The 25178-nt window shown below is 63.7% G+C and carries 22 protein-coding genes and 1 riboswitch; of the genes, 5 read left to right on the plus strand and 17 right to left on the minus strand.

Features of this window, described 5'->3' with window-relative positions:
* Positions 1-5: 5 nt before the first annotated feature.
* The 3 genes from AC3WJM_RS03060 to AC3WJM_RS03070 are packed head-to-tail and all read right to left on the minus strand — an operon-like array spanning position 6 to position 3046.
* A complete protein-coding gene (locus tag AC3WJM_RS03060) occupies positions 6-1259 on the minus strand; it encodes a hypothetical protein (RefSeq protein ID WP_492271180.1) in 1254 nt (417 codons plus the stop codon).
* Positions 1249-2004, minus strand: a complete 756-nt coding sequence (locus AC3WJM_RS03065) for a TIGR03943 family putative permease subunit (RefSeq protein ID WP_059387585.1) — start codon at positions 2002-2004, stop codon at positions 1249-1251. The genes AC3WJM_RS03060 and AC3WJM_RS03065 overlap by 11 nt, the downstream gene beginning before the upstream one ends.
* Complete coding sequence (locus AC3WJM_RS03070) at positions 1994-3046, minus strand: permease (RefSeq protein WP_492271213.1); 1053 nt, start codon at positions 3044-3046, stop codon at positions 1994-1996. The genes AC3WJM_RS03065 and AC3WJM_RS03070 overlap by 11 nt, the downstream gene beginning before the upstream one ends.
* 398 nt (positions 3047-3444) lie before the next feature.
* On the opposite strand from AC3WJM_RS03070, the gene AC3WJM_RS03075 reads away from it, so the two are divergent.
* Together AC3WJM_RS03075 and AC3WJM_RS03080 are read left to right on the plus strand one after the other, a co-directional pair.
* Positions 3445-5952 carry a polysaccharide deacetylase family protein gene (locus AC3WJM_RS03075; RefSeq protein WP_492271181.1) on the plus strand — a complete coding sequence of 836 codons (2508 nt, stop codon included), beginning with the start codon at positions 3445-3447 and terminating at the stop codon, positions 5950-5952.
* Between the two features lie 839 nt (positions 5953-6791).
* Entirely contained in the window at positions 6792-7790 is a 999-nt protein-coding gene (locus AC3WJM_RS03080) for a S1C family serine protease (RefSeq protein WP_492271182.1), read from the plus strand.
* A gap of 66 nt (positions 7791-7856) precedes the next feature.
* Here the strand turns inward: AC3WJM_RS03080 and AC3WJM_RS03085 are convergent, their stop codons facing one another.
* Both AC3WJM_RS03085 and AC3WJM_RS03090 read right to left on the minus strand, forming a co-directional pair.
* On the minus strand, positions 7857-7997 hold the full coding sequence (locus AC3WJM_RS03085; protein ID WP_172465476.1) for a hypothetical protein: 141 nt from the start codon (positions 7995-7997) through the stop codon (positions 7857-7859).
* Between the two features lie 114 nt (positions 7998-8111).
* Positions 8112-8492, minus strand: coding sequence for a hypothetical protein (locus AC3WJM_RS03090; RefSeq protein ID WP_492271183.1), 381 nt, complete (start codon positions 8490-8492; stop codon positions 8112-8114).
* A gap of 74 nt (positions 8493-8566) precedes the next feature.
* On the opposite strand from AC3WJM_RS03090, the gene AC3WJM_RS03095 reads away from it, so the two are divergent.
* Positions 8567-10018: an MFS transporter gene (locus AC3WJM_RS03095; RefSeq protein WP_441432446.1), complete on the plus strand. Its 1452-nt coding sequence runs from the start codon at positions 8567-8569 to the stop codon at positions 10016-10018.
* A gap of 26 nt (positions 10019-10044) precedes the next feature.
* Here the strand turns inward: AC3WJM_RS03095 and AC3WJM_RS03100 are convergent, their stop codons facing one another.
* The 7 genes from AC3WJM_RS03100 to AC3WJM_RS03130 form a co-directional block, all read right to left on the minus strand.
* On the minus strand, positions 10045-10758 hold the full coding sequence (locus tag AC3WJM_RS03100) for a metal-dependent transcriptional regulator (RefSeq protein WP_441432445.1): 714 nt from the start codon (positions 10756-10758) through the stop codon (positions 10045-10047).
* Between the two features lie 29 nt (positions 10759-10787).
* A complete protein-coding gene (locus AC3WJM_RS03105; RefSeq protein WP_492271184.1) occupies positions 10788-11564 on the minus strand; it encodes a class I SAM-dependent methyltransferase in 777 nt (258 codons plus the stop codon).
* Between the two features lie 51 nt (positions 11565-11615).
* Entirely contained in the window at positions 11616-13028 is a 1413-nt protein-coding gene (locus AC3WJM_RS03110) for an aminotransferase class V-fold PLP-dependent enzyme (RefSeq protein WP_284988441.1), read from the minus strand.
* A gap of 35 nt (positions 13029-13063) precedes the next feature.
* Positions 13064-13176, minus strand: a riboswitch (SAM riboswitch).
* A gap of 159 nt (positions 13177-13335) precedes the next feature.
* Positions 13336-14148 (minus strand): histidinol-phosphatase, encoded by an 813-nt coding sequence (gene hisN / locus AC3WJM_RS03115; RefSeq protein ID WP_078108436.1) that lies wholly within the window; start codon positions 14146-14148, stop codon positions 13336-13338.
* Positions 14149-14207: 59 nt separating this feature from the next.
* Positions 14208-15323, minus strand: coding sequence for a ribosome small subunit-dependent GTPase A (rsgA, locus tag AC3WJM_RS03120; protein WP_284988440.1), 1116 nt, complete (start codon positions 15321-15323; stop codon positions 14208-14210).
* A gap of 2 nt (positions 15324-15325) precedes the next feature.
* Positions 15326-16720, minus strand: coding sequence for a 3-phosphoshikimate 1-carboxyvinyltransferase (gene aroA, locus AC3WJM_RS03125; RefSeq protein ID WP_284988439.1), 1395 nt, complete (start codon positions 16718-16720; stop codon positions 15326-15328).
* A gap of 6 nt (positions 16721-16726) precedes the next feature.
* Positions 16727-17242: a DoxX family protein gene (locus AC3WJM_RS03130; RefSeq protein WP_059387593.1), complete on the minus strand. Its 516-nt coding sequence runs from the start codon at positions 17240-17242 to the stop codon at positions 16727-16729.
* A gap of 217 nt (positions 17243-17459) precedes the next feature.
* Between AC3WJM_RS03130 and AC3WJM_RS03135 the strand changes: the two genes are divergently transcribed.
* Positions 17460-18299 (plus strand): sigma-70 family RNA polymerase sigma factor, encoded by an 840-nt coding sequence (locus AC3WJM_RS03135; RefSeq protein WP_059387594.1) that lies wholly within the window; start codon positions 17460-17462, stop codon positions 18297-18299.
* Positions 18296-18553 carry a mycothiol system anti-sigma-R factor gene (gene rsrA / locus AC3WJM_RS03140; protein WP_028264789.1) on the plus strand — a complete coding sequence of 86 codons (258 nt, stop codon included), beginning with the start codon at positions 18296-18298 and terminating at the stop codon, positions 18551-18553. The genes AC3WJM_RS03135 and rsrA overlap by 4 nt, the downstream gene beginning before the upstream one ends.
* Positions 18554-18632: 79 nt before the next feature.
* Here the strand turns inward: rsrA and AC3WJM_RS03145 are convergent, their stop codons facing one another.
* From AC3WJM_RS03145 to AC3WJM_RS03165, 5 genes are all read right to left on the minus strand, one after another.
* Positions 18633-18707, minus strand: a complete 75-nt coding sequence (locus AC3WJM_RS03145; RefSeq protein ID WP_369299106.1) for a 50S ribosomal protein bL37 — start codon at positions 18705-18707, stop codon at positions 18633-18635.
* Between the two features lie 109 nt (positions 18708-18816).
* The gene (locus AC3WJM_RS03150) at positions 18817-19431 is read right to left on the minus strand and encodes a PadR family transcriptional regulator (RefSeq protein WP_492271185.1); all 615 of its coding nucleotides are present in this window, start codon (positions 19429-19431) and stop codon (positions 18817-18819) included.
* The gene (locus tag AC3WJM_RS03155; RefSeq protein WP_059387596.1) at positions 19431-20279 is read right to left on the minus strand and encodes a DUF4097 family beta strand repeat-containing protein; all 849 of its coding nucleotides are present in this window, start codon (positions 20277-20279) and stop codon (positions 19431-19433) included. Before AC3WJM_RS03155 ends, AC3WJM_RS03150 begins: the two co-directional genes overlap by 1 nt.
* A gap of 119 nt (positions 20280-20398) precedes the next feature.
* A complete protein-coding gene (locus tag AC3WJM_RS03160; protein ID WP_059387597.1) occupies positions 20399-20998 on the minus strand; it encodes a GDSL-type esterase/lipase family protein in 600 nt (199 codons plus the stop codon).
* A gap of 143 nt (positions 20999-21141) precedes the next feature.
* A complete protein-coding gene (locus AC3WJM_RS03165; protein WP_307053590.1) occupies positions 21142-24954 on the minus strand; it encodes a multifunctional oxoglutarate decarboxylase/oxoglutarate dehydrogenase thiamine pyrophosphate-binding subunit/dihydrolipoyllysine-residue succinyltransferase subunit in 3813 nt (1270 codons plus the stop codon).
* Positions 24955-25178: the final 224 nt, after the last annotated feature.

Consider the following 25178-nt stretch of genomic DNA (forward strand, 5'->3'; position numbering starts at 1 on the left):
TATGTTCACCCGCACCAACTGGGGAGGAAACCGGGAACGCTTTTCACGACAGTGCCCGATTTCAAGTCCACGAGGTCTGTCCGCATGGGAGTCGGTTCGGGGCGGACCGGGTATTGGTCGCCCGCATATTGGGGTGCCGCTGTTTCGACGGCGAGGTAGTCGCTGGCCGGTGAGACGCAGGTGTCCAGGATGCGCGACCAGGCAGCGTCAGGCCGGTAGAGCACGCGCGATCCGTTCCGGTCGGTGAGATTGACCAATGAGGTCTCCTTTCCGGCGTCGAACTTTCTCACCACCTGCGCAAACTGCCCCGAACCGCCGAGGACCACGGGCTGGCCCACGGTGGTCGTGGCGCTTTGGTTGTTCTCCGGGGCGGCGCCTCCCGCGAGGGTCGCCGGCGTGAGCGCACCGTTGGAGAGATTGATGGTCGAATACCGTGGCGGGTCGACGCCCACCTTCAGCCCCGGGTCGCTCACCGCAAGCTCGTTCGTCCCGGGGAATCCGAGGATTCCGGCATGCGTGCCCAAAGGGGACACCTTGCCGGAGTCGAGCGGATCGATGAGGAAGATGGATTGGTCGTCTGCCTGCGCCACCAAGGTGGCGGCGCCGGGAACAAAGCGCCAGTCCGTCGCAGTGACCGGACCGTGGATTCCCTGGACAGCCCACGGAGCGGACGACGGTTTGTCGACGTCGTAGACAAAGAGCGTTTTCCAGTACTGGCCAGTGGCAGAAGAAGCGGTGAACGTGAAGCCTATGAGGTGATTGGATCCTGCCGCGTGAAGGTTGGCCACCGTCCCGAGGCTTGGCAAAGGAACAAGCGACGGTGGGCCGCCGGTGAGCGGGACCATCTCAAGTGAGCTGGTGTTGTCATCGTTGACGGTGACGACGGCGAGGGCGGACGGCAGGGCAGCATACTCCTGGATGCGGGGGGCACTGACAATGACGGTGCCCTGATCGCTTCCGGAGAGGCTTGAACCGAGGATGGTGTCCGGCTTCTTCAGGCCTGAGTTGTCTTTGCCGGTGTCCCTCTGCAGGGTGTACAGCGAGAAGGCGGCCGGAGTGGCCGAGCGGGCCAGGGCCGAAGTGGAATGGGGGTGCGGTAGCTTCGAAAGGTTTGCTACGGTCAACCCGCCGGCAAGGACGGCAAGGATCGCGATGGCGCCGTAGAGGCGCCGGGCAAAACGGCGTCCGGCCAGTAGCTCTGCTGCGGCAGCAATGGCCGCGGCCCGCTTGGCTGAGACGGGACGGCGCTTAGTAGACATAGGGCTGTGCCGGCTGTGTGGTGGGCTTGATGGAGTCCGGTATCAGAACGATTGACTCCCGGCTGGCCGCATTGGGGTTGGCACGGAAGCTGCTGGTGACGGTGACCCAGCTGTCGGTTTTGTACTCGTTCTGCCAGCCGGGATGATAGACCGGAACACCGATCGGCTGGGCATCGACGGCGCAGCAGGTCACTACAAAACGGGTCACGAAGAATACATTTGGATCTGTCTTGTCCGCGCTGATGAACCCGGTCACGGTGGCAGTCTTGTCGGCAAAAAAGTCCTGCCCCGCGCCGGACCGAAGCAACGATGCCCAGTCCCTCACCGTGAAAGCGGAGTAGTCTCCCTTTCCGGGCAGCGCGGGGGCTTTCAGGGTCAGGGCGGATGCCGAACCGTTGAGGTCCCGTTGCGCGACGGTGGCAGTAGTAAGGGTCGACGGCGGCAGGATGAGTAAGGCGACGACGGCGGCGATGATGGTCAGCACGCTTCCGACCGGCCACAGCCAGCCCCATCGCGAACCGGGCTCATCGGTGTGCTCGTGCCCGTCTTGGGTGCCGGGAGCAAAGGCGAAGGCCGCGAGGGCAAGTACTCCTGCGATCACGGCCATGATGACCGTGAACACGAAATACCGCGGATGGATATACAAGGCAAGCTGCCCTGACACGCCCAGCCAGATCGTTGCGATGAGGCCGATCAGGCTGAGGACCACGCCCTGCCACCGGCCCACGAGCCGCCTAATGACCATAGTTGACCGCCAATCCGAGGACCGCCGCGCAAAGTGCCACCAGCAGGCTGAGCTGAAGGAGGGTTTTCGCGGTGAACGTGGTGCGCATCAGGGCGAGCATTTTCACGTCGATCATGGGCCCGAAGACGAGGAAAGCCACAATGCCCCCCGGCATGAAGGTTGCTCCGAAAGACAGGATAAAGAAGGCATCCACGTTTGAGCAGATCGCAACGACGAAAGCCAACACCATCAATGCCAAGACAGACCAGACCGGGTTGCTACCCAAGGCGACCAGCACTTCGCGGGAAACGGCAACTTGGATCAGCCCCGCCATGCCTGCACCAACAAACAGTGCAGGCATCATTGCGCGTGTCTCCTGGGCGAACATCTGCACGCTGCGCCTGATCCTTCCGGTAGAGCCGGCGTGGTGGTCTGCTATTGAACATGTCTCCTGGAACCGGGCGGTCAGCAGCTCACCTGGCCGCGGATGCCGGCTGTAGATCCAACCGACAAGGTTGGCGATGAAGAAGCCGCCCAGGACACGGGAGGCCAGGATGCCGTTGTCCCAACCAAACGCCTGCGCGGTGGTGACGATGGTGACGGGGTTCAGGATGGGTGCCGCGAACAGGAAAGTCATCGATTCCGCAACCGTCAGGCCGTTGACCACCAGACCCCGGGCAAGCGGAACATTGCCGCATTCGCAAACAGGCAGCAGCATTCCCAAAAGCGACAGGACGAGCCTCCGCAGCACCGCGTTCCGCGGCAGGCGGCGGAGCAGCATGCCCTCCGGCAGCCAGACCTGGACAGCGATCGAGAGGACGATCCCGAGGAAAACGAACGGCAGGGACTCGACGACGACGCTGATCGACAGTGTGGCGAAGTCGCGGGCAGCGTTGGGTAGAGCAAAGACCTCCGGCGTTGATGGTGCCAGCACCCGGACGGCCGCGAACAGTGCAATGAGGGCGAGCCCGACGATGAGACCGGCGGCAGACTTCGACGTGAAAGCACGTGACGGGCTTCCGTGCTCGCGTCCCGGCTGTTCGCGTTTGTCGACTGCAGGCAGCGTCACAGTCACTCCTTACTCCTCGGACCCGGTCGGGGACACCGGAAGGGGCTGCGAAAACCGACTGTACACGCCGCTCACGTTCGCGACTAGCCTGTCAGCCCTGCCGGTTTCCGAACCGGGCAGAGCTCCGCTACTCGCTGCGCGGGAGACCCGGACGAAACCGAGTGGCGTGTCCGAAAGACAGGTAGCCGACACTCAAGTCGCTGTGTGGGAACGACAGTATTTTGGGGAGGGTCGATCACTTGTGGGTGTGGGTGGCCGGCAGTGAGAATGCCCGTTCCGGTTTCGTTCGGGCCATATCCGGGCAGGACATGGGGGACGAACCGCATTTGTGAAACGAGTTCGGTCCTATGAAACGATCAAGGCAGAATGACGCGCCAGTCCAAAATACTTCTGTGGGGGCAGACCGGTGGACGGTTGCCTCAGTGCCCGAGCGGGGCCAGCCGTGGAAAATACTCGAGTGGTGGAAAATTCTCAAGTCCCGTGGCACCGCAGCCACGGCCATCGGCACAGTGGTGCTTGTCCTTGCGACATTCTTCAACGCGGTCCTGCTGGCGCCGGCAGCCCAGGCGGCAAGCCTCGTCACTGTGACCCTTACTTTTGATGACGCCCACGTGGATCAGATGGCAGCCGCTGCCTACATGAACTCGAAGGGCCTTCACGGAACATTCTTCACTCCGTCAGGCTTCCTGAACTCTGACTCCCTGCACATGACGACTGCTCAGGCACTCGCGCTTCAGGCAGCGGGTAACGAGATCGGGGGGCACACGGTGACCCACCCCGACCTCGCCCAGGCTGACGCGGGTGAGGTTACCCGTCAGGTTTGCGATGACCGCACAAACCTGACGAACATGGGGTTGCGCGTAACGAACTTTGCGTACCCCTATGCCTCGTCCACCCCGGCCATAGAGACGATTGTCCAAAGTTGCGGCTACAACAGCGCCCGTGGATTGGGTGACATTGCGAGCCAGATCCCCGCATCGGCCGGCATGCCGCTCTCTGAAACCATGCCGCCAGCCGACCCATATCTGACGAAGGCACCGGACCAGATCGACAGCACGTGGACACTTCAGAACCTGAAGGACCTGACCCTCAAAGCCGAGCCCGGCGGCGGGTGGATGCAATACACCTTCCACCACATCAACATCGCGAACAATCCGCTCAACGTGAGCACCGCAAACTTCAATGCCCTCATTGACTTCCTGGTGGCCGAGCAGGCCGCAGGCCGGATCATTGTCAAGACCGTCGACCAAGTGATCGGCGGCACTGTCAAGACCAACCCGGCCGGGCCGCCGCCGCCGGCGCCCATCACCTCCGGAAATCTTCTCCGCAATCCCGGTTTTGAGACCGCCGGCCCCGTCGCCGGAGGGGCGCCTTCGTGCTGGGTTCCGGGAGGCTACGGCAACAACACCTACACCTACAGCACGGTAACCGGGGCCCACACCGGGACTGCCGCTGAACAACTGGTCATGACCACCTACCTGGACGGTGATGCCAAAATATTGCCACCGCTCGATACGGGCCAATGCACTCCGACCGTGACGCCGGGCAAGAGATACACGATGTCGGCCTGGTACAACTCGACGGCGAATACCCAATTCGAGCTCTACTACAGGCTGGGTCAGGGCAACTGGCAGTATTGGACGTCGAGTCCGCTCTATCCTGCCTCCGCGGCCTACACCCAGGTCACCTATACCTCTCCACCCGTGCCTGCCGGCGCCACCGCCATGACCATGGCACTGACCCTTACCAGCCTGGGAACACTGGTTACCGATGACTACAGCCTGACGGAAGCAGTATTGCCGCCCGGCGCGTTCGAGCCGTTGACCCCGATGCGCTTGCTCGACACGAGGACCAGCAGCGGCCCGGTGGCTCCCGACGGGACCGTCTCATTCCAGGTCGCTGGAGTGAACGGAATACCGGCAAGCATCGCCGCGGTGACGTTCAACCTGACGGTCGCGAACTCAACCTCATTCGGGTTCGTCACGGCCTACGCCTCCGGCACCGTGAGACCTAACGCATCGAACCTGAATTATGACACGGGACAAATTATCCCGAATAGCGTCACGGTTCCGGTCGGGGCCGACGGAAAGGTCACGCTGTACAACCGGTCCAGCGGCACGGCACAACTGATAGCAGACGTTTCCGGGTACTACGTCGCAGGAACAGCGGCCGCCGCGGGCGCATTCCAGCCGATCGCGCCAACCAGGTTCCTTGATACCAGGAACACCCCAACGCCCGTGGCTCCGAACGGCACCGTTTCGGTCCAGGTTGGAGGAGTGAGCGGAGTCCCGGCAAACGTGTCGGCCGTGACCTTCAACCTGACGGTCGCGAACTCGACGTCATTCGGGTTTGTTGCCGCCTATGCCTCGGGAACCCTGAGGCCAAATGCATCCAACCTGAACTACGCCACCGGGCAAATCGTCCCGAACAGGGTGACGGTCCCGGTCGGAGCGGACGGCAAGGTCATACTGTACAACCAGTCCAGTGGCACTGCGCAATTGATCGTCGACGTCTCGGGATATTACCTGTCGGGCGTAGCAACGCTCCCGGGTACGTTCGAGCCGATCGCCCCAACGAGGTTCCTTGATACAAGGAACACCGCGGCGGTGGCAGGGGACGGAACAATCTCCTTCCAGGTGGGTGGCGTGGGCGGAGTCCCAGCTACTGCCGCTGCGACGATTTTCAACCTTACGGTGGCCAACTCGACGTCCTTCGGTTTTGTCACGGCCTATCCCTCCGGGGCGGCACTCCCGAACGCGTCGAATCTGAACTACGCCACCGGCCAGATTGTCCCCAACAGCGTCACCATTCCAATTGGACCGGATGGCAAGGTCAATCTGTACAACCGCTCCGGCGGCACCGCCCAACTCATTGCGGATGTCTCGGGTTACTTCCTCTAACCACGGCGCACGAACAAACCGTCTCACTGAAAACACCCCGGTCTTCGGACCGGGGTGTTTTTCTTTGACGTTGTGCTTCTTTGCCTCGGATCGTGATCCCGCCGAAGATTCGACGTTCCATTCCCGGGTGATCTTAATGATTCGGACTTCGGGCCGCGGGCTCGTCATCCGAGTTCTCGACGTTGTCCGTTGAACTTCCAGGTTCCCCGTTGCGATGTTTGGCAGTGCTCTTGCGATCAACCAGCCTCAGTCGCCGGTGTCCAAAGACCATCACAACGGCTACCACTGCGGCTCCGATGAGGACCATCACGACCCAAATCCATTGTTGCCCGTCCACGTTCGCCCCAATCTCAGCCCGTCGGCTGCGTCCCGCTTTGTACTACGAAAGGCCGTTGCCCTGCCTGCCTAGGCCGGAAGGCGGGCCCGCTGAGGAGTCAGTCTTTCTCCTGATGGTTTGCGTAGGCGATGCACCGACCCCGGTTTTTGAACTGTGGGTAGTCCACTCAGCAAGCCCCCTTGCCTTATTGGCTGCGACCCCTCGCCGGTCTGAGCCCAGTCGTTGCAATCCGCCCATCTGTTGTCGCATGGACGCTGACCGACACCATAGGACTGCGGGCGGTTGCCGTCTTGAGTGGTCCCTACTCGTTTTCGGGGATTCGTACGCGACCGCTGTTGCGGTCCGTCGAGTGTGGTTGTTAACCAGTTCAAAGAAGGTAACGACGGCGGCACTCACCGTGTCGGCGTGCAGTGGCAGAGTTCACCCACGGCGTAGGACGGAACGGACTAACCGAAGCAGCGTATTCGTTGATATAGACACCACCGGTTACAGGAGGTGCACGATGAGTACGTTGCCGGAACAAGTTTTTCCCGAGGACATCCCTGACGCCCCGTCAGATGACGAAGCCTTGGACGCCTACTCGCGGACAGTGATGCACGTCGCAGAGACGGTCACGCCGCATGTTGCAGCTTTGGAGATGAGCAGCGCCCGCAGGAACGGCCAAGTCAGGATTGGAAGCGGATCGGCTGTCGTGTTCACGGGGGACGGCTACATGCTGACCAACGCCCACGTGGTCTCGGGTCTCCGCTCCGGGCGGGCAATCTTCGCTGACGGAACCCACGCCGACGTCGAACTCGTCGGTGCGGATCCTTTGTCTGATCTCGCCATTGTCCGCGGGCGCCACACGCCGCCGCCGGCCATCCTGGGCAACGCGGAGTCGCTGCACGTAGGCCAATTGGTGATTGCCGTGGGTAACCCGCTGGGGCTGGCAGGATCAGTGACCGCAGGCGTCGTCAGCGGGCTCGGGCGCTCCATCCCGGTCAGGTCCGGACGGCACAGCAGGGTCATCGAGGACGTCATCCAGACCGACGCTGCGTTGAATCCGGGCAATTCCGGGGGAGCCTTGGCCGACACCCAGGGGCGGATCGTGGGAATCAACACTGCCGTGGCCGGCCTGGGCCTCGGACTTGCAGTGCCCATCAACACCACCACTCAACGGATCATCGCCGCCCTGCTGAGGGACGGCCGGGTCCGCCGGGCATACCTCGGCTTGGTGAGCACCCCCATTCCTTTGGATGCGAGTGCGGTGATCCGGACTGGCCAGAAGGAGGCGCTGCGGGTGGTGGAAGTCATTGCAGGATCTCCGGCCGAGCGGGCAGGACTGCTCGCGGGCGACCTGGTCCTCAGTGCACAGTCGCGGGCGGTATCCAGCGCCGAGAGCCTTCAAAAGCTCTTGTTCTCGCAGGCCATCGGGGAACCGTTCCTGCTGACGGTCCTGCGCGACGGCAAAGTCGACGCGATTGTCGCAGTTCCCAGTGAAATGACTGACGCGGATTCATGAGGAGCCGCGGACCTGATGGAGCCAGTCCGCGAAAAAGCCGGAGCCAAGCTGGCTCCGGCTTTTTTGCTACTTCTTCCGCATCCTCAAATGGGCCACCGGATCCACTGCGGCGTCGGATTCGTGCTTGGCACGCTTCACTGCCCGTTTCTCCTTGATGGACTTGATGCTCTTCTTCGTCTCGTGCTGGTGAGGCGCTTTGTCAGGCATGTCATGCTCCCTAACTACGGATCTTCCCTGCAGATCCTGCAAAGAGGGTCCTGAAAGGCCCTCTCCTTGTAAGCTACGCCTGTTTCACCCGAAATCAACCGACAGCCGGACGGCCTAGTGGCCAGCCCTCGGAGCCTGGACGTCCACGACGCCCACGAACCGGGAGCCGATTCCTTCGTACTCGCTGCGGACTTCGCCGGGCAGGATTCCGGGAACCTCGCTGTTCCGGTGGTGGCCACAGAAGACGTAGGTGAACTCCGGCCACCATTTCTTGGGACGCGCGGCCTCTGTGTAGCCGCACACGACGCAGCTCAAGTGGACCCAGACAGGGCGCTTGCCGGTGCGGTTGGCGCGGGATTGGACGAGCCACTGGGGCGGATTGTCTTGCAGTTCGTTCAGTTCGGCTTGTGAAAGCCTGGAGGGGATGCCGTGGCGTTGGGCCATTTCCATCGAAATATCAAGGGCCAGTGCGGCGTCACGTCTGCTAATCACCATTCAACGATACGGGACTTTCGCCGAGGCACGATCGGGCTGGGATCCGGACGGGAGCTGACAAGCAGGCGTAGGCTGTGCTCATGACCGACGCAGCGGCCCTGCAGCCAAGCACCCCGCTTCAAAAGCGGGTCCTTGTTGTGGCTATTGTGGCTTCCTTCATCGCCATTTTGGATGGCTTCGTGGTGAACCTCGCGCTCCCGGCGATTGGCCGCGAGCTGGGTGGTGGGCTTGTCATCCAGCAATGGGTGGTGGATGCCTACTTGTTGACCTTGGGCGCGCTGATCCTGGTCGCGGGATCCCTGTCCGACCACTTCGGCCGTGCACGCATCCTGGAATGGGGACTCGCCGGCTTCACCCTCACCTCCGTCACCTGCGGCCTCGCCTGGAACGGCGAGGTGCTGGTGGTATCGCGCGCCCTCCAGGGGATCGCCGGTGCCCTGCTTGTCCCGAGTTCGCTTGCCATGATCGTCACGTTCTTTTCCGGGCCCGCGCAGTCCAAGGCAATCGGCCAATGGTCCGGTTGGACCAGCGCGGCCGCCATCGTCGCGCCGCTGATCGGCGGCGCATCGGTCGATCTGCTGTCCTGGCGCGTCATCTTCTTCATCAATGTGATTCCGGCCGTCGCCGTCTGGCCGATCCTCGCCGGGCTGCGGAAGTCCGATGCCGCCACGGACACGAGCAAGAAGATCGACTACCTCGGCGCGTTCCTTGCCATGGTGGGACTCGGTGGCCCTGTCTACGCCTTCATCGAACAAGGGCGCATGGGCTGGGGCAACATGGTGGTCTGGATGCCGCTCGCCCTCGGAGCCGTCGGCCTGGTCCTCTTCCTGGTCCACGAAGCCAGGACCCCTGAACCGATGCTGCCCCTGAGGCTCTTCGGCATCCGAAATTTCGGCTGGGGAAACATTGCCACGCTCGCCATTTACGGCGCCCTGTCATTGGGCTTCTTCGCCGTGGGCATCTACTTGCAGCAGGTGGGAGGGATGAAGGCCACCACGGCGGGCATCGCGTTGCTCCCCGCGACGGTCCTCCTGATGCTCACGGCCTCATTCTTCGGCGGGCTGGCCGGCAAATACGGTCCGCGGTGGTTCATGACGGCCGGACCATTCATTTGCGGAATCGGTTTCCTCATGACCTTGGCCGTCCAGGAGCCCTTGAACTACTGGACGCAAGTGCTGCCCGGGCAGATCGTCTTCGGGATCGGCCTGAGCACCTTGGTGGCGCCCCTCACCGCGGCCATCCTCGGCGCGGTACCCACGGAAGAGGCAGGGATCGGTTCCGCAGTGAACAACGCTGTTGCCCGTATCGCAGGCCTGATCTGCATCGCGTTTGCCGGGCTCATCATCGGCCCGGTCTTCAGCCGCCAAGGCCTCATGAACGCCGTCGTGGTCACGGCCGTGCTGTTCTTCCTCGGGGCGGTGGCATCCGCCGTCGGGATCCGGAACCCGGTGCTGGGCGCTGCTGTAGTGGACTCTCCCGAAGGTCAAGCGCCCGACGACGGCGGGACGGCTGCCCAGCGCGCCTGAACAGTGCCTTCCACAACACAGCTTCGTTAGTGTTCCGCGAGGACGCAGCCGTCGTGTTCGACGTCGGTGGCCACCCAGAGCGCCGAGGCGACCTCATCCGCGAGATCATAGTCGCGGCTGCCCGGACCCTTTCCGATCCGGACCACAAGGGCACCACCGAACGGCTTGCGGCCAATCACCTGGATGGTGGCGTCGAGGTCGATTTCCTCTGCGGACAAGTACCGCAGCAACTCCGGGTTTTCGTCGCTGATCCGCGTGATCTTGCCGGAATGGCCGTCGTCGAGCTCGATCATGCGGTGCGCATGCGGCAGGCTCACCGAACCGTCCGCGGCAGGGATGGGGTCCCCATGGGGATCGCGTCCGGGGTTGCCCAGCTTGGTGGCCATGCGATCGATGAAGGTGTCCGAAACGGCGTGTTCGAGCATCTCGGCCTCGTCATGGACTTCGTCCCAGCTGTAGCCCAACTCCCTCACGAGGTAGGTCTCGATCAGGCGGTGGCGGCGGACCATGCCCAGGGCAAGCTGCATTCCCTGGGGGGTCAAGGAAATGGCGCTGTAGGGCTGGTGGTCCACCAGCCCTTGGTCCTTGAGCTTGCGGACCATCTCCGAGACGGAGGAATTGGCGACGCCGAGCCGTTGCGCGAGCTGTGAGGACGTGATGGGTTTGTCCTGCCACTCCGTGAAGGAGTAGATGACCTTGACGTAGTCCTCGATCGAGGAGGAGGGCGCACTGGTCTTCACGGTTCCAAGCCTATCGTGAACCGGCCGCATCAGACTTTCCGCGCCCGCCAGCTCTGCGTGAGATAGGGCAACGGGATGACCTCGCCCTCGGCATGGCCCAGATGCTCGAAAAGGTACCACTCGAGATTGCCCGTCACCTTGGCCCGGGTGGTCTCATTCGCCCTCAGGTAGTAACTGCGCGACTTCACGAGTTCGAGGATGTCCGCCGGAGTCACGGGATCCTCCCAACGCGTCACATGGCTTTCGAGGCCCGTGAACTCCCGGCCCACCACAGGCCGGAAGTCCGGTTTGTGGACATCGCCGGCATGCATGATGCGAGACAAACGATGGACCCAGGGCACCGACGTGTCCAGCTGGTTCCAGATCAAGCCGATCACACCCTGGGGCCGAAGGATCCGGGCGATCTCGGTGCTGGCGGCGAGGGGATCGCACCAGTGCCATGCCTGGGCAACGCTGACGACGTCGAATGCTGAGTCCGCGAGTCCAGTTGCCTCGGCCGTGCCCTCCAGGGCGATCACTTGTGGATACGTTTTGCGCAGTTGCGTGAGCATGTCCGCGGAGGGGTCCACTGCGGACACCGCCAGCCCGCGCTCGACGAGGAGCGATGTGAACTTTCCGGTGCCCGCGCCGATGTCTGCCGCGTCCCGCGCGCCTTCCGGCAGCAGCCAGTCAGCTGAATCCGCGGGGTATCCGGGCCGGACACGGTCATAGTGCTCTCCGCCGTCCTGGAAACTCTGACCGAGTTCAAGGCGCCGTTCCTCATAGAGCTTGGGGCCGGCTGACGTGCCTTTGGGTCGCGGGGCCACGCGGAAACTCCTTCGTAGGACAGGAAAAAATACCCTACGAATCTACCGCAATCAGTCGGTGCTGCACGGAGCTGCGCCCGCGGTCCCGGGAGTGTTGGGAGCCCATTCCGGGTAGCTGCGGTGATCGTTCGCGGGCACCCAACGGCCGGCGTCCACCACGTAGTCCCAACCGAGGCCATTGCTCTTGAGCGCCTGGATGCCCGCGATGAGCCGGGTGGCGTCTTCCAAACGCGACCCTACGCCGAAACTGGCCCGGAGGGATCCGGAGGGAAGGCCGAGGCGCTTGAGCAGCGGGTGGGCGCAGAAGCGCCCGTCGCGCAGGCCAATGCCGTGCTCGGCCGCGAGATAGGCCGCCACAAGTCCGGCGTCGTAGCCCTGGAGCGAGAAGTTCACGACGCCGATGGTGTCCTCGGGATCCGTGTCGCTGAAGATCTGGTGCACGGTCACGCCGTCGATTTCCTTGAGGCCTTCGACCAGGTGTGAGCGGATGGCGGCCTCGTGGGCGTGCCATTCGTCGTGGTCGAGGCTGGCGATGACTTGTGTGGCCCGGGCGAGGGTGGCCGCACCGAGAACGTTCGGCGAGCCGCCTTCGTGCCTGGCCGGTCCCGTGGCCCAGCTGACGGAATCGAGGCGCGCCTCCCGGACGGCGCCGCCTCCTGCCAGATGCGGCGTGCCGGCGTCGAGCCAGTCGGGACGGCCCACCAGGACACCCGCGCCGAACGGTGCATAAAGCTTGTGCCCCGAGAAAACCAAGTAGTCGACATCCGCGGCGGCGATGTTGATGCGGCGATGCGGGGCAAGTTGCGCCGCGTCCACCACAATCCGCGCCCCGAATTCGTGGGCCAAGGCAGCTAGTTCCTTGATGGGCAGGATTTCGCCGGTCACATTCGACGCGCCGGTGACAGCCAGGAGGCTGACGCCACCATGGGAGAGGGCTGTGCGGACATTGGCTACGGTCTCCGACAAGGTTTCCGCGGCAACAATGCTTCGGTGGGGGACGCCTTGCCACGGCAGCAGGTTTGCGTGGTGCTCGATGTCCAGGTAAAGGACTTCGTCGGTGTGCTTGCCGTCTGTGACCGGCAAGCAGCCGGCCAGGAGATTGAGGGAATCGGTGGTGTTGCGCGTGAAAATGACGGAATCGTCCGGCCGTCCGCCAACAAAGTCACGGACGATGTTGCGGGCGTTTTCGTAGACGGAGGTGCTGATTTGGGAGGCGTAGCCTGCGCCGCGGTGCACACTCGCGTAGTACGGCAGGATCTCGTTGAGGTACGCGGAAACAACCGTCAGGGCAGGTGCGGATGCGCCGTAGTCAAGGTTGGCGTAGCGGATGTGGCCGCCCTGGATCAGGGGTGCCTGCAACTCCGCGCCGGTGACCGCGGCCAGCGGGCGGGATGCCCGAGGCAGCTGCTGTGCGGTTTCGTGGTGCTGCGAAAGAGCCGTAGAAGTAATTGTGGCTGTGCTCATGGGACCTCACTCAAGAGGGACCCCTGCGTGCAGGGGGTCCGCGCTTGCCGCATCCGTTCCGGACCGGCCGGGTCGTCACCCGGGGCACCCCGCCGCGATGGAGGGTTGCCGGCCAGCAAACCGGGGTTTCGCGCTGGCACTCGTGACCTGTAAAGAGAGTAGGACACCGGCGAGGCGGGTTCCAATGTGACCGCGATTGTTAAGCGGATTGTTACACCGCCCGAAAAATGTGCCTTCAGCCGAAGAAAAAGCAGCGGACGCCCCTAAAAGGGGGCGTCCGCCGTCGTTTATTCAGTGAACAGGGGGGCTACAGAAGGTCGTCGAGTTCGGGGTTGAGCCTCTTGAGGACCTCGGAATGGAGGATCGAGTTCGTGGCGACGGCGTTTCCGCCGAAGGGGCCGTCCGCGCCATCCAGGGATGTGAAGCGTCCGCCGGCCTCGGTGACGATCGGCACCAAGGCGGCCATGTCGTAGACCTGGAGTTCCGGTTCGGCGGCGATGTCCACGGCGCCCTCGGCAACGAGGCAGTAGGACCAGAAATCGCCGTACGCACGGCTGCGCCAGACATCGTTCTCGAGGCCCAGGAAGTTGTCCAGCTTCCCGTGCTGCTTCCACTCGGAAAGCTCGGAGTAGGAAAGCGAGGCGTCTTCGAGCCGGGACACGTTGGAAACTTTCAACCGGGTGGCGGCGGCCAGCGACCGGCCCATGTAGGCGCCGGAGCCCTTGGCCGCCCACCAACGCTTGCCGAGCGCCGGAGCGCTCACGAGCCCCACTACTACTTCGCCCTCGTCCACGAGGGCGATGAGCGTAGCCCAGACGGGTACGCCGCGCACGAAGTTCTTGGTCCCATCGATGGGATCGATGATCCAACGCCTGGAGCCGTGGCCCGTGCTGCCGAATTCTTCGCCGAGGACGGCGTCGCGGGGCCGGGAGCGGGAGAGCTGCCCACGGATTGCTTCCTCGGCGGCTTTGTCGGCATCGGTGACTGGGCTCAGGTCGGGTTTGGTCTCCACCTGGAGGTCCAGCGCCTTGAACCGCTCCATTGTCAGGGAATCGACGGAATCGGCCAGCACATGGGCCAGCCGTAGGTCGTCGTTGTAGCTCGAATCGGGTTGGGTCATGGTTCCAAACTACCGTCTATTCGCCGGTGAGCCGGGGAGGTAGGACGGCATGCGCTGAGTTAGTTGACCGTACCCAGTTCCTTGGCCTCTTGGGCTTCCATGCGCGGGTCCGCACCAAGGAGCCTGCGGAGCGATGCAAGGCGGGCGGGGCCGGCCTCGCCCGCGTGGCCTTCGGCGACCCAGGAATCCAGCCCGCATCGAACGGCGGAGGCATCGTGCTTGCAACCACGCTCGCACCTTTCCGTCCCCGGCTCCAGGTCCGGGAAGGCGTGCAGGATGCGGTCCGGGTTCACGTGGGCGAGGCCGAAAGAACGGATGCCGGGCGTATCGATGATCCAGCTTCCGCCAGGGGCGTCGCTGAGCTTCAGTGCGAGGGCAGAGGACGAGGTGTGGCGTCCGCGCCCCGTCACGGCGTTGACCCCGCCTGTGGCGCGCTCGGCCCCGGTGAGGGCGTTCACCATAGTGGACTTCCCGACGCCTGAATGGCCCAGGAGGACGGTGACCTTGCCGTCGAGGTAGTCCCGCAACTGGCCGACGGCGTCACTGTCGAGGCGGGCGGACAGGCCGTCGTCGGAGCGGGCGTCGATTCCGGAGGCGCCTGCGTCGGCCGTCCGGCTGATGATGATGGGGAAACCGAGGCTCACATAGTTGGCGAGTAGTTCCGTCGGATCCTTGACATCTGCCTTGGTGACGAGCAGCAGCGGCTCGATTCCGGCGTCGTACGCTGCCACCAAGGCGCGGTCGATGAATCCGGTGCGTGGTTCCGGATTGGCTGCCGCAACCACCACCACGAGCTGGTCGGCGTTGGCGACGACGGCCCGCTCGATCGGATCCGTGTCATCGGCACTTCGCCGCAGGAGGGTCTTTCGCTCCTCGACGCGCACGAGGCGGGCGAGGGTGTCCGGTGCTCCGGACACATCGCCGACGAGCGCCACGAAGTCCCCGGGAACCACAGGGGAGCGACGGAGCTCCCGGGCGCGGGCCGCGATGACGATGCGCTCGTTGTCCGAGCTTTCGCCCACGATCGCGGTGTAGCGCCCGCGGTCGACTGTGATGATACGCCCGATCACGGCGTCGTCGTGGCTGGGGCGGTCCTTCGTACGGGGTCGTGTGCCCTTCTTGTTGGGGCGGATCCGGACATCGGACTCATCCCAGGAGCGTGCGTCGCGAGCCATCGTCAGTTGCTTGTCTCCATTGAAACGGTGTCCGCGGCAGCTGCGCCGGCAGTGAGCATCGACGCCCAGATGTGCGGGAATTCCGGCATGGTCTTTGACGTCGTTGCGATGTCTTCAACCTGGACACCCTCGACGGCGAGCCCCAGGATGGCGCCCGCAGTAGCCATGCGGTGGTCGGCGTAGCTGTGCACGACGCCGGCGTGCAGCGCTGCGGGCCGGATCACCAGGCCGTCGCTGGTTTCCTCGGCGTCGCCGCCGAGCCGGTTGATCTCGGCGACCAGCGCGGCCAGCCTGTCCGTTTCGTGTCCCCGCAAATGCGCGATGCCGGTGAGCCGGGAAGGACCGGTTGCCAGGGCGCACAATGCCGCTACGGTAGGAGCGAGTTCGCTGGTTTCATCGAAGTCCGCTCCCAGGATTTCCGGTCCGCCGGTGACCGTCAGTGTGCCGTTGTCCAGCGTGACGGTTGCACCCATGGTGGCGAGGATGTCCCGCCAAAGGTCCCCGACTTGCGTGGTGTTGGCCGGCCAGTTGGGGATGCGGATGGTTCCCTTCGTCGCCAACGCCGCGGCGAGGAAGGGACCCGCGTTGGAAAGGTCCTGCTCGATCCTCTCGTCGAACGCCTGGATGGTGCCGGGGGCGACCCGCCAATGGTTCGGCACGGAGTCATCCACCTGCACTCCGACGCCGCGCAGGACCGAGACGGTCATGTTGATGTGGTCGAGGCTCGGCACGGGCTTGCCGACATGCTCGAGGTGAAGGCCCTCATCGAACCGGGCGCCGACCAGCAACAGGGCGGAGACGAACTGCGACGAAGCGCTTGCGTCGATCACCAAGTGGCCGCCGCGGACAGAGCCTGTGCCGGAAACCTTGAACGGGAGGGAGTTCGCTGTATGCCCGTCGAGGCCGCTGACTTCCACTCCGAGTGTCCGGAGGGCTTCGATGATGGTGCCCATGGGACGAAGCCGCGCGTGGGGGTCGCCGTCGAACACCGAAGCGCCGTTGCGGAGGGCCGCGAGCGGCGGCACAAAGCGCATGACCGTGCCGGCCAGGCCACAGTCGATGGCGGTCTCCGACGCCGTGGCCGCGGGATCGATGGGGGTGACTTCAAGGTCCGGGCCGTAGTGTCCATCGCCGGGAACTTCGGTGATGGTGGCGCCAAGCTGGCGCAAGGCCTCGACCATCAAGGCGGAATCCCGCGAATGCAAGGGTGCCCGCAGCCTGCTTGGGCCGTTGGCCAAGGCCGCCAGGACCAGATAACGGTTGGTCAGCGACTTCGAGCCGGGAACCGTGACCGTGGCATCCACAGGGTGGCTGGCGAAGGGTGCCGGCCACAGGGGGAGTGCGGGCGCCGTGGCGCTTCCTGAATCGTCGGTCTGCGTGGCGGGGGATCCTGGCATGCTTCCTTATGCTCCAACTGCGTTGTCTACGGCCTTGCGGACGGCACGGTCTGTCTTCTTGAACTGCTTGCCCGTGGCCTTCTTGGCGTCCATGGCGAGGTGTTCGGCACGCCATGCGAGGCTTGGTTTGCCCGCGGTGTCGACGGCGGCGAGGAAAACGCCACCCGTCAGCGAAATGTTCTTGAGCAACTGGGCGCGGCGGGCGAGCCGGCCTTCCTTGGTGCTGATGTCGGCAGAACGCCACTCGACAAAAGTGTTCAGGACCGAGATGCCGGCAAGCACGCTTGCCGAGAACCGGGAGCATTTGCCGAGTGCCAGCAAGGCGCCGGCGCCCACTTGCGCACCGCCGATGACCCTCGCCAGCGTCTTCTCGTCCGCCGGGAAAGGCAGTGACTCGGAAGCGCGGCGGAGCAGCGGAGAGAGCTGCTTGGCAGTGTCATCCGCGTTCTTGAGCTTGTCCAGCCCTGCGACGACAAAACTGGAAGCCAACATTGGCCTGGCGAGAAAACGGACGAGGGACATGTTTTGCCTCCTGGATGGCGTGCCACGGTGTTCAGGTGGTGCTGCGTTCAAGTGGTGCGGTGTTCACGGGGTGCAGTCGGATCTAGTCTTGCATCTTTGCGGAATATTTGCCCGGAGCTTGCCGTTGTCAGAAGAAGGTGCGGTATGGGCTGGACCTTGGATTGTGGCGTGTGTGTGGTGCCGCGCTTTGTCATGTCGTTTGAGTGGAGATGGTTTTTTGGCCTTGGTTAAGGACCGCGAGGGACACTTGGCGCTTGGGCGGGAGCTGCCAGGGGACTCCCGGAGGGTGACAGTAGACTTGGATGCAATGAGCACCATGGATCCGGCCGCAGCGGCCATGTACAAGGCAGCGACCGAAGTCACGGACGCAACGTCCGACGGCGACGCGACGGTTGAGTCCGACGTCGAGATTGCGGTGGACTTCGCAACGGAGACCCCCGAACAACGGAGGGCGCGCTTCGAACGCGACGCGATGCAGTATGTCGACCAGCTTTATTCGGCCGCCATGCGCATGGCCAGGAATCCGTCCGACGCCGAGGACCTGGTCCAGGAGGCCTACACCAAGGCCTTCTCCGCCTTCCACCAGTACAAGCCGGGTACCAACCTCAAGGCGTGGCTGTACCGCATCCTGACCAATACGTACATCAACCTCTACCGGAAGCGGCAGCGCGAACCGTTGCAGTCGAATTCGGACACCATCGAAGACTGGCAGCTGGCGCGGGCGGAGTCCCATACGTCGGCGGGGCTGCGTTCTGCGGAGGCGGAGGCACTGGACCATTTGCCGGACTCGGACGTGAAGAGCGCCCTGCAGTCCATTCCGGAGGAATTCCGGCTCGCGGTGTACTTCGCTGACGTCGAAGGCTTCGCCTACAAGGAAATATCAGACATCATGAATACCCCGATCGGCACGGTCATGTCCCGGCTTCATCGCGGCAGGAAAATGTTGCGCGATCTGTTGGCGGACTACGCCGCAGAACGGGGAATCAGCGCCGGCGCGGAAGAAAAGGCCTTGGCCGTGGGCGCGGCCACAAGCAAAAAACAGGAGAAAAGGAAATGAGCTGCCAAGGATTGGGCGACTGCGACGATGCTCGGATGCAGCGTATCTACGAGTACCTCGACGGTGCGTTGACCCGCGAGGACATCGCAGAGATCAAGGTGCATCTGGAAGACTGCCCGGAGTGCACCGAGCAATACGACCTTGAGTGCGTCATTCGCACCGTGGTCAAGCGCTCCTGTACGGAAGCGGCTCCTGAGAATCTCAAGAACTCGATCCTGGACAGGATCCACGCTATGAAGTCCGTGGACGTCTAACAGCCTCAAACGGCAAGGGCCCCGGAAACCTGATGGTTTCCGGGGCCCTCCGCATTAAGTCTTACGCTAAGCCGCTGGCTTAGGTGTTGGGACGCTTGCCGTGGTTTGCGCCGCCGCGCTTACGGTCACGACGCTTACGTGCACGCTTGCTCATAGCTGGCCTCCTTAGATTCTTGATACTCAATAAAGCTGCCCTCCAGTCTCCCACATCACGGGGCCGCCCCGCGAACCGTGCCGGCCAACCGCGGAGGGAATCGGGGGACTCAGCCGCGCAGGGAATTCCGGATGGAGATCCTGGCCTGGTCCAGGACAGTGCGCACGGTCTCAAGGGCGACCGGAGTCAGGGCCTTGGAGCCGGCGTGCTGTCGCAGCTCCACCCGGATGTCATCACGGAAGGACTGGACCATCATTTCGGCTTCCTTCAGGATGCGGTGTCCCTCCGGAGAGTAGCTTCCGGCCCACGACTGGAAGTCCGTGGACTTCGCATTGGCTCGCGCGGCTTCGGCAGTCGCCGCCAGGTCTGCACGCAAGCCGCGCATGTTGCTGCGGATGTCGTCTCGGAGATTGTCGGCCAAGCGCCGCACGGAGGCGGAGATGTTGTCCTCGACGTCGGCCAGTTCCTGCCGTCGGCTGTTGAGTTCGGCCAGTCCGGCCGCGGTGATGGAGTAGTTGGTCCGGCGCCCGTCGCTGCTGGTGGCTACGAGTCCTTCTTCCTCGAGTTTGCCAAGGCGCGGATAGATGGTTCCGGCACTGGGCGAGTAGGTCCCGCCGAAGCGTTCGCCGAGGGCCTTGATGAGCTCGTAGCCGTGCTTGGGGCCTGATTCCAGGAGCGCCAGCAGGTAAAGCCGGAGGGCTCCGTGGGCAAAGACGGGCGGCATCAGGCTTCCTCTTCTCCGGGTGCTGAGTGCGTTGTTCCGGGGGCTGGCGCACTGCCATGGATGATGGAGGTCTTTCCGGACACGGAATTGGTGCGTGCCACCATGAGCCGCTCGTCAGGGCCAACGATGGTCTGGACCCTTCCACCTGACTGGGCATAGAGCTGGTCATCGATCATCACGGTGCCACTTGCCGTCTTGGCCACGATGTCCACGCCCACGTCATGCGGAAGGCGGACAGTAAGGTCCCCTGAAATGGAGTTGGCTCCGAAATCCTGGGTGTAGCCGTGAAGGTCGAAGCTGAGGTCGCCGCTGACAGTATTGGCCCGGATGTTCTTGAAACGGCCCGAAGCCGTGACTTCGCCCGAGACGCTCTTGGCGGTCATGACGCCGTCGTGGTTTCGGGCGATGACTTCGCCGCTCACGGTGTTGACGTGAAGCTCGCCCCGCGTGCCGTCCGCGAGGACTGACCCGGACACTGTGTTGAGGCGGATATGGCCGGTGACTCCCGACACCATGCCGTCGCCGCCCACGGTTCCTGCTTCGACGTCGACGCCGGCTGGCAGTGCGATGCTAATGACGATCGTGTTGGTGCTGGTGTTGTTGACGGTCCCCATCAGGTTGCGGAACCAGCCCTGGGGGCCGTGCAACTGGTGGCGGACCTCGAGCCGGCCGTCAATGAGGCTGACGCTCAGCGGATCGCCGTCGATCTCCGAGACTTCGATCCTGGTGATCGCCTCGTCGTGCGTGACGACGTCGAAGCGACCCTTGACGATCCCCAGCTTGAGTGAGCGGACGCCGTCGACGTCGATGGTCTGCGGACCGGTAACGGTCCAGTTCTCTTCTGACATGGCCCCTCCATTGCTGCGCTACCATTGTCGCGATATATCGCGTTGATGAATTCACGATATATCGCGATATCGCGCTTGGCAATGGGTCCCGAAAGCGAGAGGGGTGCCTCGGGCCCTGGCTATTCCGGCTGGGCGATCCTCAACCACTGGAACCAGCCGCGGTGCAACACGAGCCAGGCCATGAGCCCGTAGCCCGCTTGGCCCGGGGTGCCGCCATTCGCAGCGAGGTCGGTGCGCCACTGTTCGTGGTTGAGTAACGGCGAGAACGTGTCGACGTAGTGGTGGTTGCGGCGGGTGGTGACGTCCGCAAATGCGGCATTGAGTTCCGCGATCCGGCGGTTCTTGGCCGGGTCCAGCGTGGGGGGTGGACCGACGACGAATACTTCGATGTTGCTTTGGGACGCCCCGTCGAGGATATTGGCAAGATTCAGGCGGCTGCGTGCCGTGGAGACACCGAATTCGATGTCGCGGCCGGACAAACCGATCACGAGGCGGTTTTCGTGGACGTTGCTGAAGCGTCTCCCGGCTTCGTCGAGCCAGCGCGCCGCAAGGCCCTCCGTGCCCTCCATGGGGCAGGGAAGCGAGTAGCTCTCCACGGGAACGGAGTCCTGGGGAGTCCGCGCAAGAACCCTTCCGAGCCAGCCCAAGGCCCTGGGGTCACCGAGCCCGGCGAGTAGTTCATCACCAACAGCTGCGATGCGCAGCTTCCTGTCTTCCACGGTTACCTCTTCACCAAACGTTGCGGTCCTTGCACTGTGCCCGGCCGGGCGGCTGGATCACCGGGCACTTGTTCCATTAAACAGAACCGCCCGGCTGGAAGCGGGTATTGAACCTCCAGCCGGGCGGCCTTCTCTTTTGAGGGTTACTTGCGTTCGAATGCCTGCTTGAGCAACGTGGCCTGTTCAGCGCTGTGGCGCTTCATCGAACCGGCTGCCGTAGAGGCCGATGCCGGACGCGAAACGAGCCGGACCTTGCGGTCCAGTGCCTGCGGCAGGTTCAAGCCGATGAACGGCCACGGACCCTGGTTGGCGGGTTCGTCCTGCGCCCAGACGATGTCGGCGTTCGGGTACTTGGCCAGTTCCGCCTCGAGCTGGGCCTGGGGCAGCGGGTACAGCTGCTCCAGGCGGATGATCGCAGTCGACGTGTCGCCGGTCTTCTGCCGGTTCGCCAGAAGATCGTAGTACAGGCGGCCGGAAACCAGGATCACGCGGTCAACGCTCTGTGCCTGAAGGGGCTCGTGTTCGCCGATGACCGGCTTGAAGCCGCCCGTGGTGAAGTCCTCCACCGCTGAAGCCGCACCCTTGAGGCGCAAAAGCTGCTTCGGAGTGAAGATGATAAGCGGCTTGCGCGGACGGCTGTAAGCCTGCCGGCGCAACAAGTGGAAGTGCGAGGCAGCCGTGGTGGGGTTCGCCACGATCATGTTGTCCTCGGCACAAAGCTGCAGGAAGCGCTCGATGCGTGCGGACGAGTGGTCCGGTCCCTGGCCTTCGTACCCGTGGGGCAGCATGAGCACGAGCGAGGAACGCTGGCCCCACTTCTGCTCGGCCGAGGAGATGAATTCGTCGATGATGGTCTGTGCACCGTTGACGAAGTCACCGAACTGGGCCTCCCACAGCACCAAGGCGTCCGGGCGTTCCACGGAGTAGCCGTACTCGAAGCCCATGGCCGCGTATTCGGACAACAAGGAGTCGTAGATCCACAGCTTGGCCTGATCGTCGCTCAGGTTGCCCAGCGGCATCCACTCGCTGCCGTTGGCGCGGTCGTGGAACACAGCGTGACGCTGAACGAACGTGCCGCGGCGGGAGTCCTGGCCGGCGAGGCGGACGGGGACGCCCTCCATGACGAGCGAACCAAAGGCCGCGATCTCGCCGAAGCCCCAGTCGATGCCGCCTTCGCGGGACATCTGCTCACGCTTCTCCAGGAGCTGCTTGAGCTTGGAGTGGACCGTGAAGCCTTCCGGAATATCGAGGTGCGCCTGGCCGATCCGCTGCAGCATTTCGGCTGAAATGGCGGTGGTGGCCGGCGCGTTGGTGCCGAAGTCCGCCTGCTGGGCGATGGGACGCTCGATGTCCGACACCGCGGCGGAATCCGCGGTGATGATCGGGATGGGCGAAGTCTGTGCAGCATGTGTCTCCGCGAAGACGCGCTCAAGGCGTTCCTGGTAGTCGCGCAGCAACTGTTCGGCTTCGTCCTCGGTGATGTCGCCACGGCCGATGAGGGATTCCGTGTAGAGCTTGCGGACGGAGCGCTTGGCTTCGATGAGGTTGTACATGAGCGGCTGCGTCATCGAGGGGTCGTCGCCCTCGTTGTGTCCACGGCGGCGGTAGCACACCATGTCCACAATGACGTCCTTGTGGAAGCGCTGGCGGAACTCGTAGGCCAACTGCGCGATGCGCACCACGGCCTCGGGGTCGTCGCCGTTCACGTGGAAGACCGGAGCCTGGATCATCTTGGCCACGTCGGTGGAGTACGTCGAAGAGCGCGACGACGACGGTGCGGTGGTGAAGCCGACCTGGTTGTTCACGATGATGTGGATGGTTCCACCGGTGCGGTAACCGCGGAGCTGGGACAAGTTGAGCGTTTCCGCGACAACGCCCTGGCCGGCAAACGCGGCGTCGCCGTGGACCATGATGGGCAGCACGGGGAACGCCTCGCCCTGGTCCAGCCGGTCCTGCTTGGCCCGGACAATGCCTTCAAGCACGGAGTCAACCGCTTCGAGGTGGGACGGGTTGGCGGCGAGGTAGACCTTGGTCTCATTGCCGTTGTCCGACGTGAACGTGCCCTCGGTGCCGAGGTGGTACTTGACGTCGCCCGAGCCCTGCACCGAGCGGGGGTCCTGGGTGCCTTCGAACTCGCGGAACACCTGGGCGTACGTCTTGCCCGCGATGTTGGTGAGCACGTTGAGGCGCCCACGGTGGGCCATGCCGATCGCGACTTCGTCGAGTCCGTCGTCGGCGGCGTCGGAAATGATGGTGTCCAGCAGCGGAATCAGGGATTCCCCGCCTTCGAGGGAGAATCGCTTCTGGCCCACGAACTTGGTCTGCAGGAAGGTTTCGAAGGCCTCTGCTGCGTTGAGCTTGGATACGATGCGCAGTTGCTCTTCGCGGCTCGGCTTGGAGTACGGGTGCTCCACCTGGTCCTGGAACCACTTGCGTTCTTCGGGCTCCTGGATGTGCATGTACTCAATGCCCGTAGTGCGGCAGTAAGCGTCGCGGAGGACGCCCAGGATGTCGCGGAACTTGAGCATCGGCTTGCCGCCGAATCCGCCGGTGGGCCACTCGCGGTCCAGGTCCCACAGGGTGAGGCCATAGGTCAGCACGTCGAGGTCCGGGTGCTTGCGCTGGACGTATTCGAGGGGGTTCGTATCTGCCATGAGGTGGCCGCGGACCCGGTAGGAGTGGATCAACTGCTGGATCCGGGCAACCTTGTTGATTTCGTCAGCGGGGTCGACCTGGAGGTCGGGGCTCCAACGGACGGGCTCGTAGGGAATGCGCAGCGCTTCGAAGATCTCGTCGTAGAAGTTCTGGGCACCGAGGAGGAGCTGGTGGACGAGCTTGAGGAACTCGCCGCTTCCGGCACCCTGGATGACGCGGTGGTCGTACGTGGACGTCAGCGTGAGGATCTTGCTGATGGCGTTCTGGGCGATGATCTTCTCGCTCGCGCCTTGCCACTCGGCCGGGTAGTCGAGGGCTCCGACGCCGATGATGGCGGCCTGGCCCTTCGAGAGCCGGGGCACGGAGTGCACGGTGCCGATGCCGCCCGGGTTTGTCAGGGACACGGTGGTGCCGGCGTGGTCGTCCGCCGTGAGCTTGCCGTTGCGCGCGCGCTTGATGAGGTCTTCGTAGGTGTGCCAGAACTCCGCGAAGTTCATCGTTTCCGCCTTCTTGATGTTGGGAACCATCAGGAGGCGCGTGCCATCGGGCTTGGGCATGTCAATGGCGATGCCGAAGTTGACGTGCGCGGGCTGCACGGCAACGGGCTTGCCATCCACTTCGTCGTAGTACACGTTCATCGACGGGAACTGGGACAGTGCGCGGACCACTGCGTAGCCGATGAGGTGGGTGAAGGAAACCTTGCCGCCACGGGCACGGGCAAGGTTGGAATTGATGACAACGCGGTTGTCGATCAGGAGTTTGGCAGGAACGGCCCTGACGCTCGTGGCGGTAGGAACCTCAAGGCTCATGACCATGTTGGACGCAATGGCCTTGGCCGGACCACGGAGGACGGAGACGACGTCCTCTTCCGGCGGGGTGGGAGCTTTGGTGCTCTTGGGAAGCTGTGCCGGAATCGGCTGGGACTGGCTGCCGTCGGATGGCTTCTGCGCGCCGTCCTTGGCGACAGTGGCCGGTGCCTTCTTGACCGGTGCCGCGGGAGCAGCCGGAACAGGTGCGGGGGCGGCGGGGGGAGCTGCCGGGGCAACCACGGGCGCGACCGGCGTCATTGCCGTTGCGGCGGCCTGTGCCACGACAGGAATTTCGCGAGTGGGAGGGTTGGCAGGGGCTGCTGATGTTCCGTTGGAAGAAGTGCCGTCAGCGGTATCGAAGGACTCGAAAAGCGGCCACCACTTGGCGTCGACCGAATTCTTGTCCTGTTGGTACCGCTCGTACAGTTCGTCAACGAGCCACTCGTTTCCGCCAAATTCCTCGGGTAGACGGTGGCTTGGCTGCTCTGGCACTTGAAATACGCCTCTTCCATGAGTGTTGATTTCCAGCTGGCCCGGGGAACTGCAGGGGGGTGCAAGGCGAGCCAGGGTCCGGGTCCCGCGAACTCAGACCCTAGCCAGTCTAGTGACGAGCGGCGGCTATCTGCCAATAGTGGTGACCTAAATCATGCTGAAGGCGGGATGGCCCGGCTTTTGCGTCCGGAGGGGGGTCTTCTTTCCCGGGATTTTCCGGTCGT

It is taken from the genome of Arthrobacter sp. FW306-1B-G06A (genome assembly GCF_058781765.1).

Coding starts and splice junctions, on each gene's coding strand:
- AC3WJM_RS03060 (WP_492271180.1), bottom strand. CDS start 1,259: ATGTCTACTAAGCGCCGTCCCGTCTCAGCCAAGCGGGCCGCGGCCATT.
- AC3WJM_RS03065 (WP_059387585.1), bottom strand. CDS start 2,004: ATGGTCATTAGGCGGCTCGTGGGCCGGTGGCAGGGCGTGGTCCTCAGC.
- AC3WJM_RS03080 (WP_492271182.1), top strand. CDS start 6,792: ATGAGTACGTTGCCGGAACAAGTTTTTCCCGAGGACATCCCTGACGCC.
- AC3WJM_RS03085 (WP_172465476.1), bottom strand. CDS start 7,997: ATGCCTGACAAAGCGCCTCACCAGCACGAGACGAAGAAGAGCATCAAG.
- AC3WJM_RS03090 (WP_492271183.1), bottom strand. CDS start 8,492: ATGGTGATTAGCAGACGTGACGCCGCACTGGCCCTTGATATTTCGATG.
- AC3WJM_RS03110 (WP_284988441.1), bottom strand. CDS start 13,028: ATGAGCACAGCCACAATTACTTCTACGGCTCTTTCGCAGCACCACGAA.
- hisN (WP_078108436.1), bottom strand. CDS start 14,148: ATGACCCAACCCGATTCGAGCTACAACGACGACCTACGGCTGGCCCAT.
- rsgA (WP_284988440.1), bottom strand. CDS start 15,323: ATGGCTCGCGACGCACGCTCCTGGGATGAGTCCGATGTCCGGATCCGC.
- aroA (WP_284988439.1), bottom strand. CDS start 16,720: ATGCCAGGATCCCCCGCCACGCAGACCGACGATTCAGGAAGCGCCACG.
- AC3WJM_RS03130 (WP_059387593.1), bottom strand. CDS start 17,242: ATGTCCCTCGTCCGTTTTCTCGCCAGGCCAATGTTGGCTTCCAGTTTT.
- rsrA (WP_028264789.1), top strand. CDS start 18,296: ATGAGCTGCCAAGGATTGGGCGACTGCGACGATGCTCGGATGCAGCGT.
- AC3WJM_RS03150 (WP_492271185.1), bottom strand. CDS start 19,431: ATGCCGCCCGTCTTTGCCCACGGAGCCCTCCGGCTTTACCTGCTGGCG.
- AC3WJM_RS03155 (WP_059387596.1), bottom strand. CDS start 20,279: ATGTCAGAAGAGAACTGGACCGTTACCGGTCCGCAGACCATCGACGTC.